Consider the following 15,862-nt stretch of genomic DNA (forward strand, 5'->3'; position numbering starts at 1 on the left):
ATGAAACGGGCCTACGGCCTCCCCGTCCTCTTGCCGCTCGCCGTCCTGCCGTTCCTGCTCGGCGGCTGCAACATGGTGGTGATGAACCCGACTGGAGACATCGCCCTCCAGCAACGCAACCTGATCCTGTTCTCCGTCGGCGTCATGCTGCTCATCATCGTTCCGGTGATGGTTCTGACGGTGGTGTTCGCTTGGAGGTACAGACGCGGCAACCCGAACAAGGTCTACGACCCAGACTTCGACCATTCGACGACGCTCGAACTGGTGATCTGGTCCTGCCCTCTCCTCGTTATCATCGCGCTAAGCGCAGTGACCTGGACCAGCACCCACCTGCTCGATCCGTTTCGCCCGCTCGAGCGCCTCGCGCCAGGCGTGCCCGTTCCACCCGATGCCAAGCCCCTAAACGTCCAGGTCGTGGCGCTCGATTGGAAATGGCTATTCATCTACCCGGATCTCGGCGTGGCAACGGTGAACGAGCTCGCGTTGCCCGTGAACGTGCCGGTGCGCTTCTCGATCACCTCCACGGACCAGTTCAATACTTTCTACGCGCCGACACTCGCCGGCATGATCTACGCCATGCCGACCATGCGCTCGGAGCTGAACGCGGTGCTCAACAAGTCCGGCGACAGTTGGGGGTATTCGGGCAATTACTCGGGCCGCGGCTATTCCGACATGCGCTTCAAGCTGCGTGGCGTCGAAGAAGCCGAATTTAACAATTGGGTAACGCAGGTGAAGGCAGGCGGCGGCAGCCTGGCCCTCTCGGACCTCGTCGAGTTGATCAAGCCGAGCGAGCGGGTGCCGGCGATGCACTTTGCCTCCGTTGAGGAGGGGCTGTTCGACCGCGCCGTCAACCGCTGCATCGAGCCGGGCAAGCCCTGCATGATCGATGTCATGCGCCGCGACATGGCAACGGGCGCCGGCCACACGCATCCGCATGCGGTACCGACCATGCCCCCTGGCCACGCCGCAGAGCCGCTCATCGGCGGCAAACCCAAGCCTGCGCTGCAGAAGGCGCCCGAAGAAAAGGGCTCCGGCCCGAACGTCACCAAGCCCGCGCAATCCGATCCCCCCGGCGGCCTTGAACCGGGCAGCGTGCACAACCGCGACCACCAGTAATCTGCTCCGACGCCGTCTCTCCTGCAGGCCCGGCGTGAGTGGCAAGACCGATCCTTCCCATTGGGACCGTCATGACAGACATCCATCTCAAGATGATCTTCGGCCGTTTGACTTGGGAATCCTTCCCGATCCACGAGCCTATCCTATTCGGCACGTTCGTCGTCGTCGTGCTGCTCGGGCTCGCCATCGTCGGCGCAGTGACGTGGTACCGGCTCTGGGGCTATTTCTGGCACGAATGGTTCACGAGCGTCGATCACAAGCGGATCGGTATCATGTACGTCATCCTCGGCATCGTCATGCTGCTACGGGGCTTTGCCGACGCACTGATGATGCGTGCGCAGCAGGCGATCGCCTTCGGAGCGAACGAGGGCTATCTGCCTGCGCACCATTACGATCAGATCTTCACCGCCCATGGGACGATCATGATCTTCTTCGTGGCGATCCCCTTGGTGGTGGGCATCATCAACTACGTGATGCCGCTCCAGATCGGGGCGCGCGACGTCGCCTTCCCCTTTCTGAACAACCTGAGCTTCTGGCTCACCGCCGCCGGGGCAGCGCTTACCATGATCTCGCTGTTCGTGGGTGAGTTCGCGCGCACGGGCTGGCTGTCCTACGCGCCGCTGGCTGGGCTCGCCTACAGCCCAGATACGGGCGTCGATTACTATCTCTGGTCGCTTCAGATCGCAGGCGTCGGGACGACGCTGTCGGCGATCAACATGGTCGCCACGATCATTAAGATGCGTGCGCCCGGCATGACCATGATGAAGCTGCCGGTCTTCTGCTGGACCGCGCTCTGCTCGAACGTGCTGGCGATCGCGATCTTCCCCGCACTCACTGCAGCCTTCTTCCTCCTGATGCTCGATCGCTACGTCGGCACCAACTTCTTCACCAATGACCTCGGCGGTGCGCCGATGATGTACTGGAACATGGTCTGGATCTGGGGTCACCCGGAAGTCTACGTCCTCGTGCTGCCCGCGTTCGGCATCTATTCTGAGATCACCTCGACCTTTTCCGGCAAGCGTCTCTTCGGCTACTCGTCGATGGTCTACGCCACCGTCGTCATCACAATTCTGTCCTATCTCGTCTGGCTGCACCATTTCTTCACGATGGGGGCCGGCCCTGCCGTGAACAGTTTCTTCGGCATCGCCACGATGGTGATCTCGATCCCGACGGGCGCGAAGATCTTCAACTGGCTGTTCACGATGTATCGCGGCGACATCCGATTTGAACTGCCTATGATGTGGGTGGTCGCCTTCATGCTGACCTTCGTAGTGGGCGGCATGACCGGCGTTCTGCTTGCGATCCCGCCCGCGGATTTCGTACTCCACAACTCGCTCTTCCTCGTGGCGCACTTCCACAACGTGATCATCGGCGGCGTCGTGTTCGGCCTATTCGCCGCCATCGTCTACTGGTTCCCCAAGGCCTTCGGCTTCAAGCTCGATCCGTTCTGGGGCAAGGTCGCCTTCTGGGGCTGGGTCGTCGGCTACTGGGTCGCCTGGACGCCGATCTACGTCGTGGGGCTGATGGGCACCGCCCGCCGCGTCCGGCACTTCGACGATCCGAGTCTTCAGCCCTACTTCGTCATCGCAGCCATCGGCGGCCTCATCATCCTCGTTGGTATCCTCGGCTTCGTGATGAGTATCGTCATGGGCTTCGTGAAGCGTGCCGAGTTGCGCGACACTACGGGCGATCCCTGGAACGGCCGGACCCTTGAATGGTCCACCACCTCGCCGCCGCCCGCCTACAACTTCGCATTCCTACCCGTCGTGCACGATCTTGACGCCTGGTACGACATGAAATCCCGAGGCTACCAGCGGCCCGCGGACGGCTTCCGCCCGATCCACATGCCGAAGAACACCGGCACGGGCGTGATCCTCTCTGCCCTCGCGTTCACCCTCGGCTTCGGCATGGTCTGGTACATCTGGTGGCTCGCACTCCTGAGCTTCGTCGCCCTGCTCGCGGTCTCGATCGGCCACACCTTCAACCTCAACCGCGACACCTTCATCCCCGCCGACGAGGTTGCCTCGACGGAGGACAGGCGGCAGCCGCAACTGGGCATGGGGGCCTGACATGACCGATCGCATGGGCGACATCCGCGAGACCGACATCCGCTGGCACCCGACGGAGATGGAGGAGCACGACCACGGCGGAGGCGCCACGGTCCTGGGGTTCTGGATCTACCTGATGAGCGACGCGCTCATTTTTGCCTCGCTGTTCGCGATGTTCGGCGTGGTCAGCAGCAGCTATGCCGGCGGCCCCGGTCCACGGCAGCTCTTCGACCTGCCGCTGGTGGCCCTCAACACCGCCCTCCTCCTCGCCTCATCCATCACCTTCGGGCAGGCCATCCCGCACATGGAGGCCGGCCGGGTCGGCCCAACACGGACCTGGCTCGCAGTCACGGGGCTCCTGGGAGCGGCTTTCGTGGGCATCGAATTCTACGAGTTCGCGCACCTCGTCCAGGAGGGAGCTGGCCCGCAGCGCAGCGCGTTCCTCTCGGCCTTCTTCACCCTGGTCGGGACCCACGGCGCGCACGTCACCGTCGGGCTGATCTGGATTGCCACGATGCTGGTCCAGCTCGGACAGCATGGGCTAACGGGCGAGATGAAGCGCCGGATCATCTGCCTGTCGATGTTCTGGCACTTCCTCGACATCATCTGGATCGGCGTCTTCAACTTCGTCTACCTTTTTGGAGTGATCCGGTGAGCACCCATTCCCTCCACACGCCGCGCGACACCGATATTGGGACGCCCGGTTCTGCTCATGGGCACGACAGCCGCCGCAGCTACCGGATCGGCGTCGCGCTCTCGATCCTGCTCACCGTGGTTCCGTTCTGGCTGGTCATGTCGAAGGCTCTGCCGAACCCGACGGCGACGGCGGCGATCATCTTCGTGCTCGCCATGATCCAGATCGTCGTCCATGTCGTCAGCTTCCTCCACCTCGACACACGCTCCGAGGGTGGCTGGACGCTGCTCGCCTTCCTGTTCACGGCGGTGATCGTGGTGCTGACCATCGCCGGGTCGGTCTGGGTAATGTACCACCTCAACGCGAACATGATGCCGATGCCGGACGCCGCCATGGGGCCAATGCACTGACGGCGACGGTACGGATACGGGGTACCGCTGTCGCTCCTCCGTACCCGGCACCGATGTGATCAACGAACGTTTCGCAATCAGGATCACCCCATGATCTCGCTGGAGCCTTCCGTCCTCCCCGCGCCTCCCGCGGATCCTTCCGGACTCATCGCTGAGGCGGAGCTCCTCCGGCTCATGGCGCGGCACGAGCGCCTAGCCTGCCTGTGCGACCACCTGGAAGCCTGTGCCGACATACTCCCCACTTGGCCGGTCGAAGGCCAGGCCAAGCGGCTCCGCGCGGCGCTCAGCGACTTCATCATGCATGAGGCGCAAAGCAGTGCCTTCGTCGCCGAAATGTTCGGCCCAGGGCTCCAAAATTCCCTGGCAGCTGTTCTGCTTCGCCACGTCGAAGCGCGCCGGACCAACGATCTCGTCCATGCCGAAGACCTGATGGCGGTGCTCGACGTGAAGCCGGGTGCGGCCGGCAGGATCTCTGCCGACACGCTCGCCTACATGCTCCGCTGCTTCTTCGCGGCATGCCGACAGAGGATGGCTTTCGAGATACTGGCGCTCCTGATGCTCGCCCAGCACCGCCTGACGCCGGGCGGCAGATCCCTGCTTGTCGACAGCCTGAGCCGCCGGGCGGCGTGACTTACGCCGCCATAGCCCGCTTCTTGAGCGCGTTCCCATCGACAATCGTGATGGTACGGGCACCGGATAGGACGACGACCTCGGCGCTCTTCAGCTTCGTCAATTGTCGACTGACTGTCTCGATCGTCATTCCCAACACGTCTGCCATGTGTCCGCGCGTCATTGGCAGGTCGAACGTCACCGGCTCGGACTGGTCCGGCCGGTAGCTGTGCCGGCCTGCCCGGACGGCCATGTCGAGTAGGAGGCCGGCTACTTTTTCTCCCGCGGAGAGACGGGCCAGGGTCAGCATGCGGGCGCGGGCGTCCTTCAGCGCTCCGAGTGTGCGCTGGAGCAGAAGATTCCCCATTCGCGCATGCTCCTCTAGGAAGCGTTCGAATAAGAGTCGCGGGAATGTGCACAGCTCAGCGTCTGACAAGGCAGTGACCGTGAAAGCGATCTCGGTTGCGTAGGGCTCGCCGACGAAATCGGCCGGGTAGACAAGGCTGACGATCTGCTCGCGCCCGTCTGTCGTTGCAGCAACGACCTTCAGGACGCCAGACTGGAGGTTGGCGCAGATCCGGCTCTCGTCGCCCGCCCACATGACGGTCTCACCCGCCATAACGCGGCGACGCTGGGAGAGACCGTTGAGAACGATGCGTTCCTCATCGTTGAGACAGCTGCATAAGGCGTGTTCGCGCACGGGGCAGAGTGCGCAGATATCGATCGACACGGATCCGTTCCTTGGTCTTTCTGCACAGTTCCACATCGTGCGTGAACTGTGCGGCCTCGATCGCCAGAGCTCTGGAGTGGTCACCCCGCCCGACGGGTCGCACCCTGGCGCGTACGAACGGCATCAGGGGCTTCCGGATCGACGCCTCCCAACTGGTCCCCTCGACATTGCAGATCCTTGATCCAGATCAAGGCGGTTCCGCATGGCTAGAAGACGGGCTCCCTCACCCTCCGAGACGTTCGAGCCGAGGCAGATCGAGCAGGCGCACACCGCCCGGCACGATGAGGATAGCCTTCTCCCGGTCGAGGCGCGTCAGCGTGCGGCTCACCGTCTCGATTGTGAGGCCGAGATGATCCGCGATGTCCTGCCGCCCCATCGGCAGCTCCAGCGTCACGGAGGTTAGGCCGATCCGTACGTAGCGCCCACGCAGCGTGAGCAGAAAGCTCGCGACCTTTTCCTCAGCCCCGCGGCGGCCAAGCAGGAGCATTTGATCTTGCGCGAGGCCAAGTTCATAGCCCGCGCGCTCATGCAGACGCTGCAGGAGATGAGGCTTTCGTGCCACCAGTTCCTGGAACGCCCGGCGCTCGAAGCGGCAGACCGTGACGGGCGATAGGGCCTCGGCGGTGATGGTGTGCCGCTCGGGCATGGCCAGGCCAAGAAAGTCGCCGACAAGGGCAAACCCCATGACGTGGCGCCGCCCGTCCGGCAGCAGACGTAAGAGGCGAACCGCTCCTTCGGTGATGTTGTAGACCGCGCTTGCCTCCTCGTCCTGTGCGAACAGGGTCCCGCGTGGATTGTAAGTGACGCGACGGCTCAGGGATTCGAGTTCGGCAAGCTCGTCGCTCGTAAGCGCAGCGCAAACGCTGACGAGGCGGACTTTGCACTCGGCGCAGCCGCCTTCGGACCGACCGTGCCGGCAGGACTGCCCATTAGGGGCGCAGGTCTCGCTCGACATCAGGCAGGCCTCGTATTCCCATTCTGGATGAGAACCTTACTCATTCAGAACGGGAACGCCCACCCGCATTCTGCGCGCTGCCTCCTAAGTGCCGACCGTTTGTCGAGCCTTCCTGTCGGGGGATCGCAGGACGATCGACTTTAGGCGGAGGAGCGTGCCAGCTCGACGGCCTCGCAAGTATCGGCGCGAAGCCGCCAATCCGCGATGTTCGCGATCTCGCGAAAAAGGGCCTTGGCCTCGTAGAGCGCCCCCACCTCGGAATTCGCACGCACAACCGTCCGATGCTGCAGGACGCGACGGTCGTGGCCGGCGCCATCCGTGATCACTTTATGGAACATGACCATGTATCGATGCATCTTCGGCTCCCGTTAGGTCTCTGAAATGTCTTAGCCTCGGAACTGAAGAGCGGATTCTGTCCGAAGCCCTGCTCATAGAGTCGGAATTCGCACGACCGTGGCGGGCCGGACGCTTCCATGGGGTCGATTCCGTCAGAGCATGGTCCAGAGCAGCACGGTCACCATGACGGATGCCGCGGTGGCCAGGCCGAGAGCCTGAAGGCCGCCGATGGCCTGATAGCTATATCCGTCCTCGATGACGGGCCGCGTATCCGGGGGCCTCAACGCCGCCCGCCCGGCCATAGCTCTTGGCATCCCGACACTGCGCACCGCCGGCCCATAGGCCGTTCCCATCACCATGCTCATGGCCGTCTCCCGTTTTGGTTACGGCGGCCATGATGCCCGGACTCCGGGGGGAATCCTTGATCCATCTCAAGGAAGAATTCGCCCTATGCGGGCGGACGGGAGAAACAAGCGGTATCGAACTCTCCGTCGGCAGCGTCGGCGACTCGTACGATAATGCTCTCGCCGAGACGATCATCGGCCTATTCAAGGCCGAGGTGATCCAGCGGCGCGGCCCGTGGCGCTCATCGGAGGCTGTTGAGTTTGCCACCCTCATTAAGTCGACTGGTTCAACACCCGTCGCCTGCTCGAACCCATCGGGAATATCCCTCCCTCCGAGGCCGAAGCGCGCTACTATGCCCACACCGAGGTGCACGCCTTGGCCGCTTGACCCAAACCAAATGGCCTTCGGGAAACCCGGAGCGGTTCACATCGACCTCTACGAGCACATCGACGCCCCCGCCTACCTTAGCAAGACCGAGATTTTCGAATGCTGGTACGAAAATCCAATCGATTTACCGGGCAGGTGGTATCTGCAGGTAATCAAAACAATTTTAAGGAAACCCGGCTCGCCAAGGTTGAGTTTGTTGCATTGGGTAAAACGTTAAATCTAACATCTATCACCTGCCCGACGTATCTCCTGGATGGCGAAAGTGACGACATCACGCCCAAGGAGCAAGTATTCGCAGCCAAGACCCTGTTCGGAACTCCGGCCGCTCGGATAATGGAGAGACTAGCACCGGGCGGCCACATCGGCCTCTTCATGGGATCCAGCACCCTGCGCGAGGTGTGGCCGGGCATCGCTCGCTGGATCAACTCGGCAACGTGAATCCACTCGATAATGTTGCCACAGCCCAGGGTTCCTGGCCGGGCGGCCAACCGCTGTTTTGGACTCGTTCGATCGAGGCCACATACATCTGCTTGAACGCTCAAGAAGCGGCGGATCGTCAGGTCAGCGTCGGGACGATCCGCCAACGAGGAAGTGCAGCGCGGTAGCTTGCTTGGCCCAATCCTGCGTCGCTTCCGCGAACCGCCGATCTTGTGCTGATGCCTGCGCGACGCACAGCCCTTTGCGAGCGGAGAGCGTTCGCCGCTCTCCAGCTTCGGGGCTTAGCGGCCTGCGACAAGGCGACCGGCTCTCTTGTTCAAAGGATGGCCCGAAATAAACATAGCACCTAATAAATAATGAATCTATGAACTTATGCAATTTTTATTCAAGAAATTGGGCTCGTAATTCAAGAGCGGGTTAGCCATTCGCTTCTATCACCGTCTGGGCCGCCTTATCTCCCGACCGAATGGCCCCCTCGATGCAGGCGGGAAGACCCGTGTCGGTCCAGTCACCGGCGATGAAGAGGTTTCGGAATTCCGTGCGCGTCCGGGGGCGAAGCCGGGCGGCCTCAGGCGTTGGCGCGAAGGCCGCTCGTTTCTCGCGGATGACCTGCCAAGGCGGAGGGATATCCGACAGGCCCGTCATGTACCGCCCGGTGACGTAGGAGACCTCGGTCCAGATCTGGTGGGCGATTTCCTGTCGGCTCATAACGTCCAGATCCGTTGCGCTGACAGTCACCGAGATTCGGTCCGGATAGGCGAAGATCCAGTCCGACAACCCGTTTAACACACCCATCAGCCGCGGCGTGTCGGCAGGGCAGTTCACAGCGAAGTGGACGTTCACGATCCCCCGGTGGTCCGTCGGGGCAACCAATCCCGGGATGGCGTCGGCCGTTGCTTTGGGAGGAAGCGCGAGGATGACCTGATCCCAAGGCTGCAGCTGCACCGAGCCGTTGCCGAGGACCAGGCCAGCGACGCGGCTCCCTTCATACGCCAGGCAGTGCAGACGATCGTTGTGACGGACCACCGCCCCACGCTCCTCCAGGAAGCGCAATGCCGGCTCGACAAAGGCCTTCGAGAGGCCGCCCTGGGCTATGACAGGTCGACAGGCATGCCCGCCCTCGCCGAAGGTCTCGCGCAGGACCTGGGCGGCAAGGTTCGCATCGGCATCCCGCGGGTCGATGTTCAGCGCAGCCAGGAGGACGGGGCGCCAAAGCCGCTCGTAGAGTGTCCCCTCACAAAGGAGCACGTCCGATACCTTCGCCCCCGGCCTTGCCGAGAGGAGGCGGAGGATCGCTGCGTAATCGGTAGCCTGGGTGCCCGGAACGCGTCGGGCTGGATCGAGGATCCACCACGGCACGCGCCCCTTGTTGAGGCGCAGCGTCCAGCGCTCGCCCGCGGCGAGGTCGATGAAAGGAAACTCCGCACGCGCATGCACGGAGACCGCATCGCCGCCGCCGATGCGGTCCAGGAAGGCGAAGGTCGTCCCGTTTCCCGACAGGACAAGGTGGTTGCCGTTGTCGATGGTCATCCCGAGATGTGGGTCGTGATAGGACCTGCAGCGGCCGCCGGCATGACCAGCGGCCTCGTGGACGATCACCGTACGCCCAGCTTCCGCGAGGCGCACGGCCGCGGAGAGCCCCGACAGCCCCGCGCCCACGACGTGAACGACATTCGGCATCGTGTGCCCTCCCATTAACGGACGAGGACGTTGCGGAACTGCCAGGGATCGGTTTCGTCGATGTCTTCCGGGAAGAGGCCGGGCCGACCGGCGAGTGGGGTCCAGTCGGTATAGACGCCGATGACGGGGCCGAGATACGGGCTCTGCACCTCAAGGCAGCGGCGGAAATCCATTTCGTCGGCCTCGACGATGCCGGCCTCCGGGTTTTCCAACGCCCAGACCATGCCGGCGAGAACCGCCGAGGTCACCTGAAGGCCCGTGGCGTTCTGGTATGGGGCAATGCGCCGGGTCTCCTCGATGGAGAGCTGCGAGCCGAACCAGTAGGCGTTCTTCTCATGGCCGTAGAGGAGCACGCCGAGCTCGTCGATTCCGTCGAGGATTTCGGTTTCGTCGAGGATGTGGTGCCTCCCCTGCACCTCGGCCGCCTTGCCGAACATCTCGTGCAGGGACAGCACGGCGTCGTCGGCCGGGTGATAGGCGTAGTGACAGGTCGGCCGATAGGCGGCGCGCCCGCCCTCCGGCACTGTGTAGTAATCCGAGATCGAGACGGCTTCGCTGTGGGTCACGAGGAAGCCGAACTGCGCCTGGGCCGTCGGCGTCCACGAGCGCACGCGGGTGTCGGCCCCGGGCTGGAGCAGGTAGATCGCGCAGCGCGAGCCCTTCTCCTGGTCGTGGGCGTTGTCCGGACGCCAGGTCTCGTGGGTGCCCCATCCGAGCTCGGCCGGCTGGTTGCCCTCGGAAACGAAGCCTTCCACCGACCAAGTGTTCACGAATACCCCCTGCGGTTTCGGGGTCTTGGCGCGCTGGGTGTCGCGCTCGGCGATGTGGATGCCCTTGACGCCGACCTCGCGCATGAACGCGGCCCAGCCGGCGCGGTCCTTCGGCTCCGGGGTCTTCAGGCCGAGATCGCCGGCGACGTTCAGGAGCGCCTGCTTCACGAACCAGGAGACCATGCCGGGATTGGCGCCGCAACACGACACCGCGGTGGTGCCACCGGGGCTGGTAGCGCGCGCATCAAGGATCTCCTGGCGCAGCGCATAGTTGGTGCGGTCGCCCTGGCTCCGATCCTTGTCGAAGTAGAAGCCCGGCCAAGGCTCGGCCACGGTATCGATGTAGAAGGCGCCGAGCTCTCGGCAGAGTTCCATAATAGCACGGGACGAGGTGTCCACGGAGACGTTGACGCAGAAGCCCTGGCCGCCGCCCTCGGTGAGGAGTGGGGTGAGGACGTCGCGAAAATTCTCCTTCGTCAGGGCCACCTGCTCGAAGCGCAGGCCATGCCGGTCGGCCAGGGCCCGGTGCGCATCCGAGGGCTCGACGACCGTAAAGCGGCGCTTATCGTACTCGAAATGGCGCTCGATCAGCGGAAGGACGCCGCGTCCGATGGACCCGAAGCCGATCATGACGATGGGGCCGGTGATGCGACCGTGGACTGGCCAAATGGGTTCGGTCATCGTTCTTATTCCTTTGCGGAGGGGAAGGTTCGGTGAGGCTTGAGCACCGACCGCGAGGCCGTCCGTTCTAAGGACGGGAGTGACGTAGGATGGTGGGAGGACCGCCTGAATCAGACTAAGCCCTTGGGTGCCCCGACCCGTCCTGGATCGATGGTTGGATAACTAGGCAGTTCGCGAAGTCATCGTGCCGCTGAGGCTAAGCACCCGGAATGGAACCGGCTACTCTACCCGAATTCGAAGACCGAACGCGGCGTGCTGCGAAGAAATTCGCATGATGTTTAGGTCCGACCGGATGACCACGACGGCAATCAGCTGAAGCGGCCGCCTCGTGCCGATCCCGGCGACGCTGCGCGCTTCGGCCAAGTCTGCCGGAAACGGTGCCTGGGAAGGACTGAACTATTCTGGAAATCTACCCTGGAACGGGCCCCGCCTTAAAAGGCTGGCCAAGCGCCAGGGCTTAGGAGCCTGCTTGCAGGCTGCCCGCACGCCCTAAGAGGCGAATGCTCTGTAAAAGGTTCGACATGATAACGGAGAGCATAGGCTAAGCCATACGGGTGTCAATCAACGTTATTTCGTATTTCGAATTTCCTACGCTGGAAGGTACGGCGACCAGGAATTGACAAGTGGGTCGCCTTCCGGGAGAATAAATCATGCGCAATTCTTGGCCTTCCCATCGTAACCTGCTCCGGGCAGGTAGATTTATCGCGGGCGAATAGCCCCGAGCCGGAGGTGCCTGTGTGCACGGACCGCTCGGGGATTGCGTGCTGGCTCAAGTCAGGACCAACCGATATCACCAAGTATCTCACCGGCGGGTAGGAGACTGTACGGCTCGCCTGCTGGCAAACCTATGTTGTGTAACCACTGTTGAATCACCAGTAGACACGTACTTGCGGAGCAGAAGTCATGGAAACTTCCAAATCCGACCTGCCGGCGCCTGCGGCGACCGAGACCCACGTCGATAGGGTTGGGGGGAGCGGGGCGGAACCTGCGGCCAACGTGGTTCCGATGGCACGCACCGTGATCCCGTTCTCGCGCGGGAATTACCCAAGGCCGCAATCCGGGCTGGGCAACAATCGGTCCGACGCAACCAGTACAGACAAAGACGACGACCCGGGACCAAGCGCTGCTTGATCGATCCAGGTCGAAATACAGCGAGGATTGACGATTATGTCACAAAAAATGACGAAGCCGCACATCAGGATGCCGCCGGACGACCATGAACGTCTGGCGCGGCTGGCTTCATCCGCCATCAACCGTGCCCCCGAGGTTGCCTCCTTGCCTTGCCGATGAGGTGGACCGTGCGAAAATCGTCGGTCACAGGGCGTGCGTGTCCGGCCTCGTCCAGATGGGGTGCAGGGTCGAGTTCAGGGACGATGCGACGGGCAAGGTTCAGATCGTCACGCTGGTGTACCCGGGCGAAGCGGATATCGAGCAGGGGAGAGTGTCCGTTCTGACGCCCATCGGGGCGGCGCTGATCGGGTTGAGCCTTGGTCAGTCGATGGATTGGCAGACCCGGACGGGGGCGGTGAAGCGACTGACGGTCCTCGATGTAAAGGTTCCTGAACTCATTTAGCAGGGCCCGCGCCTGAGGAATTGGGAGCTTGTCTCCGGTCAGCGTGCGTTTGAGGATGGCATAGCGCACCACGGATGTGGGTCCTGCGCCGAGCTAGTCGGCCAGGTTGCCTACGTCCGGCTATGCCACGCGCGTATGCTGTTCGTACGGGCCTACCTAATCGGTTCCTGGCTACGTTCCACCAAAGCGATATGGAGGGAGCGACCTTAGCGCAGCTTGGGTGGATTCCGATCGCCGAAGTCTGTCGTAACCATTTGATCGGTCAAGGCAGGCGCAGGGTTCGCTGGCATGCCCGAACAGACTTGCCGGCCATAAGCGAGCGAAACGCAACGGTCCTTGCAACCGGATCGAGCCTGACCTGAGTGGCGTCAGCTTGGTTGCCTGTTTCATCCTCGGGCATGGGCGAAACCGAGCAGGCCTTGCCACGGGTCGTTCGTACAACCTTTCCGTCCTGCAGAAGATCGACACGAGCCGGGCAGATCGCAGGCTCGGCGACAGCATTGCGACCGTTGGCTCCCATCGAGCATATCTCGCCGGCGAAGACGATACTCACGAGATAGGTCTGACCACCCGCCTCGAACCGGGCAGCATGGATCTGATGGAACGGTTTGCCGGCGATCTCCCGCTGCCACAGGGGTGCGACAAGCGGTGTAAACTCCGATGGATGGCGCGGATCCGAATAGACCATCTTCTGCCAGGGCTCGGCGGCTTGGGAAGCGGCAGCTGCCGCGGTGAGCGCGAGGACGAGCGAGAGGACGCCACCGACTGAGCGAATCATATGGAATTCCACTGTGTATGAGGAGATGAGTACGGTCGCCGGACTGCCCGGCGGCGCTTTCAGCCGAAGAGGGACATCAACTGGCGGGTCAGCAGGGTCTCGATGGCTTGGCCGGCCCTTCGCTGACGTGCGCTCTGTACGAATGCGAGCAGCAAGCAGAGGACCACATAGGCTGCGATGCCACCAAGGAGGTACGGCAGAGCCAGCATGACCGTCAGGTAGAGGGTGTACCCCAGAAACGCGTAGACGAGCATTCCCACGAGGCCGAACAGCAGCGCCGGAACCAAAAAGAACGTGAACGCCTGGATGGCGGTCGTGAAGACGGCTCCCACCACCGTCAGGGTGGCTCCGCCGAGACCGGTCACCAGCTTGAGCAGCCACCCGCCGCCGACATAAGAGCCGACGAACTCGCTCCAATAGTCGGCATCTCCAACGTCGAGGCAGCGACGGTTCGCATCATAGTAGAGCACATTGGCGTAGTACCGCCGCTTGCCGTTTACGAGGCCGATCGGCAGGCAGCCGGTCCTGGCATCGAGCATGCCGAGCACGACCCCGACGCCGAACCGCCCGTCATTGAAGCGATACTGCGAGCCCGTGAGTTCCAGGAGCGTCTCGTAATGCTGGAGCCCGGTGGAGGCCACCGGTGACATCGTCGGCAGGGACATCCGATTGTCTCATCTGAGAAGGGCGCGGGGCCGTGGAGGTATCTCGCGTGTCGGCACAGGACCGACACGCGCCTGGGTGCGAGTTGGGCGGCTCAGAGGCCGGTGAAGCGGTAGTTCAGGCCAGCGCGAACGAGGCCGAAGCGGTTCGATTCGCGCACCGTGTAGATGTCGGTGGGCTCGGTGCTACCGGTGCCGGTGTAGCGGGCGGTCACACTGGAACGGCCGAGGTCGCCGTAGAGGCCCTCGATCTTGGCGCTGAGGCCATCGGTGATCGCATACCCGGCCCCCGAGAAGCTGGAAATCATCCGGCTGGTCGAGCAATCCCACCTGCCGGTGCGTGCCACCCTGGACAAGCTCGGCATCACGCGCTCGACGTTTTACCGCTGGTACGACGCCTACCAGCGCGGCGGCCCCAAGGCGTTGAAGGACCATCCTTCGCAGCCGAGCCGGGTCTGGAACCGTCTACCTGCGGAGATCCGCGAGCAGATCGTTGCCTTGGCTCTGGAGCAGCCTGAACTCAGTCCGCCTGAGCTGGCGGTGCGCTTCACCAACGAGCGCCGCTACTTCGTCTCGGAAGCGACCGTCTACCGGTTGCTCAAGTCTCAGGACCTGATCACCAGCCCGGCCTATATCGTCATCAAGGCCGCCGACGAGTTCCGCGATAAGACCACCGCGCCCAACCAGCTTTGGCAGACGGACTTCACCTACCTGAAGGTCGTTGGCTGGGGCTGGTACTACCTGTCGACGGTCCTGGACGACTTCTCACGCTACATCGTCGCCTGGAAGCTGTGCACGACGATGCAGGCCAGCGACGTCACCGCCACGCTCGACCTGGCGCTGGGTGCGGCTGGGCTCGATCAGGCGCGGGTGATGCCGCGGCCACGCCTGCTCTCCGACAACGGGCCGAGCTACGTCGCCAGCGACCTGGCTGACTGGCTCGCCAGCCGAGGCATGACCCACATCCGCGGTGCGCCTTGTCATCCGCAAACGCAGGGCAAGATCGAGCGCTGGCACCAGACGCTCAAGAACCGCATCCTGCTCGAACACGTTTACTTGCCCGGCGAGCTGGAGACGCAGGTTGCCGACTTCGTCGAACACTACAACCATGCCCGAGCCCATGAGAGCCTGAGCAACCTCACGCCCGCTGACGTCTACTCCGGACGCGGCGAAGGGATCCTGGCCGAGCGGGAACGCATCAACCGCCAGACCCTGATGGATCGCCGCTTGCGCCACCATGCGCAGGCCGCCTAACCTCTTACCCCAGATGGACCAGAGCCTCCGCTCCTGAACACCGCTGAATGTCCCAAATCATCTGACGACGGACAATGGTCCTTCATCACCGTGTAGCCTCCGCCGTAGCCGTGTTCGTCGCGGAGACGCTCGAAGATCCGCTTGGCCGTGTGCTGCTGCTTGACGGGCGCGGTCCGATCCGCCTCCAGGATCGCATCGATCACCGGTAGCGGCGGACCCAGCTTCGGCATCTTGACCGGCTTCGAGCGCGTGTAGCCCGGCGGCAGCGAGAACCGGCACATCTTGGCAATCGCATCGCGGTTCAGCCCGAACACCCGGGCCGCCTCGCGACGAGAGTTGCCGTCGATGAAAACGAACTGCCGAACGGCCGCGTAGACTTCCACGGCAAACATCCTGGGCCCCTCCCGAAAGAGAAGCCTCTCAAACTGGCCGACTTTTACGCCGCCCGCATCAGCA

At 63.1% G+C, this 15,862-nt stretch carries 15 protein-coding genes and 4 pseudogenes; 9 read left to right on the forward strand and 10 right to left on the reverse strand.

Annotated features, from left to right (window positions below; translation table 11 throughout):
- The 5 genes from cyoA to MKK51_RS01285 all read left to right on the forward strand — a co-directional run bounded on the left by cyoA (window position 1) and on the right by MKK51_RS01285 (window position 4,838).
- Window positions 1–1,116 (forward strand): ubiquinol oxidase subunit II, encoded by a 1,116-nt coding sequence (gene cyoA / locus MKK51_RS01265; RefSeq protein ID WP_243974492.1) that lies wholly within the window; start codon window positions 1–3, stop codon window positions 1,114–1,116.
- Window positions 1,117–1,187: 71 nt separating this feature from the next.
- Window positions 1,188–3,185, forward strand: a complete 1,998-nt coding sequence (gene cyoB / locus MKK51_RS01270; RefSeq protein WP_243974493.1) for a cytochrome o ubiquinol oxidase subunit I — start codon at window positions 1,188–1,190, stop codon at window positions 3,183–3,185.
- A gap of 1 nt (window position 3,186) precedes the next feature.
- Window positions 3,187–3,819: a cytochrome o ubiquinol oxidase subunit III gene (gene cyoC, locus MKK51_RS01275; protein WP_243974495.1), complete on the forward strand. Its 633-nt coding sequence runs from the start codon at window positions 3,187–3,189 to the stop codon at window positions 3,817–3,819.
- Window positions 3,816–4,208: a cytochrome o ubiquinol oxidase subunit IV gene (gene cyoD, locus MKK51_RS01280; RefSeq protein ID WP_243974497.1), complete on the forward strand. Its 393-nt coding sequence runs from the start codon at window positions 3,816–3,818 to the stop codon at window positions 4,206–4,208. Before cyoC ends, cyoD begins: the two co-directional genes overlap by 4 nt.
- Window positions 4,209–4,298: 90 nt before the next feature.
- Window positions 4,299–4,838, forward strand: a complete 540-nt coding sequence (locus MKK51_RS01285; RefSeq protein WP_243974498.1) for a hypothetical protein — start codon at window positions 4,299–4,301, stop codon at window positions 4,836–4,838.
- Window position 4,839: 1 nt separating this feature from the next.
- On the opposite strand, the gene MKK51_RS01290 is transcribed toward MKK51_RS01285, so the two are convergent.
- From MKK51_RS01290 to MKK51_RS01305, 4 genes are all read right to left on the reverse strand, one after another.
- Window positions 4,840–5,547 (reverse strand): Crp/Fnr family transcriptional regulator, encoded by a 708-nt coding sequence (locus MKK51_RS01290; RefSeq protein WP_243974499.1) that lies wholly within the window; start codon window positions 5,545–5,547, stop codon window positions 4,840–4,842.
- 223 nt (window positions 5,548–5,770) lie between these two features.
- Window positions 5,771–6,502, reverse strand: coding sequence for a Crp/Fnr family transcriptional regulator (locus MKK51_RS01295; RefSeq protein WP_243974500.1), 732 nt, complete (start codon window positions 6,500–6,502; stop codon window positions 5,771–5,773).
- A gap of 140 nt (window positions 6,503–6,642) precedes the next feature.
- Window positions 6,643–6,840, reverse strand: a complete 198-nt coding sequence (locus tag MKK51_RS01300) for a hypothetical protein (protein WP_243974501.1) — start codon at window positions 6,838–6,840, stop codon at window positions 6,643–6,645.
- 150 nt (window positions 6,841–6,990) lie between these two features.
- Window positions 6,991–7,203 (reverse strand): hypothetical protein, encoded by a 213-nt coding sequence (locus MKK51_RS01305; protein WP_243974502.1) that lies wholly within the window; start codon window positions 7,201–7,203, stop codon window positions 6,991–6,993.
- 107 nt (window positions 7,204–7,310) lie between these two features.
- On the opposite strand from MKK51_RS01305, the pseudogene MKK51_RS01310 reads away from it, so the two are divergent.
- Both MKK51_RS01310 and MKK51_RS01315 read left to right on the forward strand, forming a co-directional pair.
- Window positions 7,311–7,570 (forward strand): annotated as a pseudogene (locus MKK51_RS01310) (integrase core domain-containing protein); the annotation flags it as partial.
- A 99-nt stretch (window positions 7,571–7,669) separates the two neighbouring features.
- Window positions 7,670–8,008, forward strand: a complete 339-nt coding sequence (locus MKK51_RS01315; RefSeq protein ID WP_243974503.1) for a hypothetical protein — start codon at window positions 7,670–7,672, stop codon at window positions 8,006–8,008.
- 417 nt (window positions 8,009–8,425) lie between these two features.
- Here MKK51_RS01315 and hpnE read toward each other — a convergent pair whose 3' ends face one another.
- Window positions 8,426–9,688 (reverse strand): hydroxysqualene dehydroxylase HpnE, encoded by a 1,263-nt coding sequence (hpnE, locus tag MKK51_RS01320; RefSeq protein ID WP_243974504.1) that lies wholly within the window; start codon window positions 9,686–9,688, stop codon window positions 8,426–8,428.
- Window positions 9,689–9,702: 14 nt separating this feature from the next.
- Window positions 9,703–11,139: a homospermidine synthase gene (locus MKK51_RS01325; RefSeq protein WP_243974506.1), complete on the reverse strand. Its 1,437-nt coding sequence runs from the start codon at window positions 11,137–11,139 to the stop codon at window positions 9,703–9,705.
- A 1,167-nt stretch (window positions 11,140–12,306) separates the two neighbouring features.
- Between MKK51_RS01325 and rnk the strand changes: the two are divergent.
- Window positions 12,307–12,712 (forward strand): annotated as a pseudogene (gene rnk, locus MKK51_RS01330) (nucleoside diphosphate kinase regulator).
- A 262-nt stretch (window positions 12,713–12,974) separates the two neighbouring features.
- Here the strand turns inward: rnk and MKK51_RS01335 are convergent.
- The 3 genes from MKK51_RS01335 to MKK51_RS01345 form a co-directional block, all read right to left on the reverse strand.
- Window positions 12,975–13,490 (reverse strand): hypothetical protein, encoded by a 516-nt coding sequence (locus MKK51_RS01335; RefSeq protein WP_243974508.1) that lies wholly within the window; start codon window positions 13,488–13,490, stop codon window positions 12,975–12,977.
- A gap of 59 nt (window positions 13,491–13,549) precedes the next feature.
- On the reverse strand, window positions 13,550–14,155 hold the full coding sequence (locus MKK51_RS01340; protein WP_243974510.1) for a hypothetical protein: 606 nt from the start codon (window positions 14,153–14,155) through the stop codon (window positions 13,550–13,552).
- Between the two features lie 92 nt (window positions 14,156–14,247).
- Window positions 14,248–14,460, reverse strand: coding sequence for an outer membrane protein (locus MKK51_RS01345; RefSeq protein WP_243974512.1), 213 nt, complete (start codon window positions 14,458–14,460; stop codon window positions 14,248–14,250).
- On the opposite strand from MKK51_RS01345, the pseudogene MKK51_RS01350 reads away from it, so the two are divergent.
- Window positions 14,432–15,406 (forward strand): annotated as a pseudogene (locus MKK51_RS01350) (IS3 family transposase); the annotation flags it as partial. The gene MKK51_RS01345 and the pseudogene MKK51_RS01350 overlap by 29 nt on opposite strands.
- Window positions 15,407–15,480: 74 nt before the next feature.
- Here the strand turns inward: MKK51_RS01350 and MKK51_RS01355 are convergent.
- Window positions 15,481–15,798 (reverse strand): annotated as a pseudogene (locus MKK51_RS01355) (IS21 family transposase); the annotation flags it as partial.
- Window positions 15,799–15,862 lie beyond the last annotated feature (64 nt).

Source organism: Methylobacterium sp. E-045 (assembly GCF_022829685.1).
Taxonomy (GTDB): Bacteria; Pseudomonadota; Alphaproteobacteria; order Rhizobiales; family Beijerinckiaceae; genus Methylobacterium.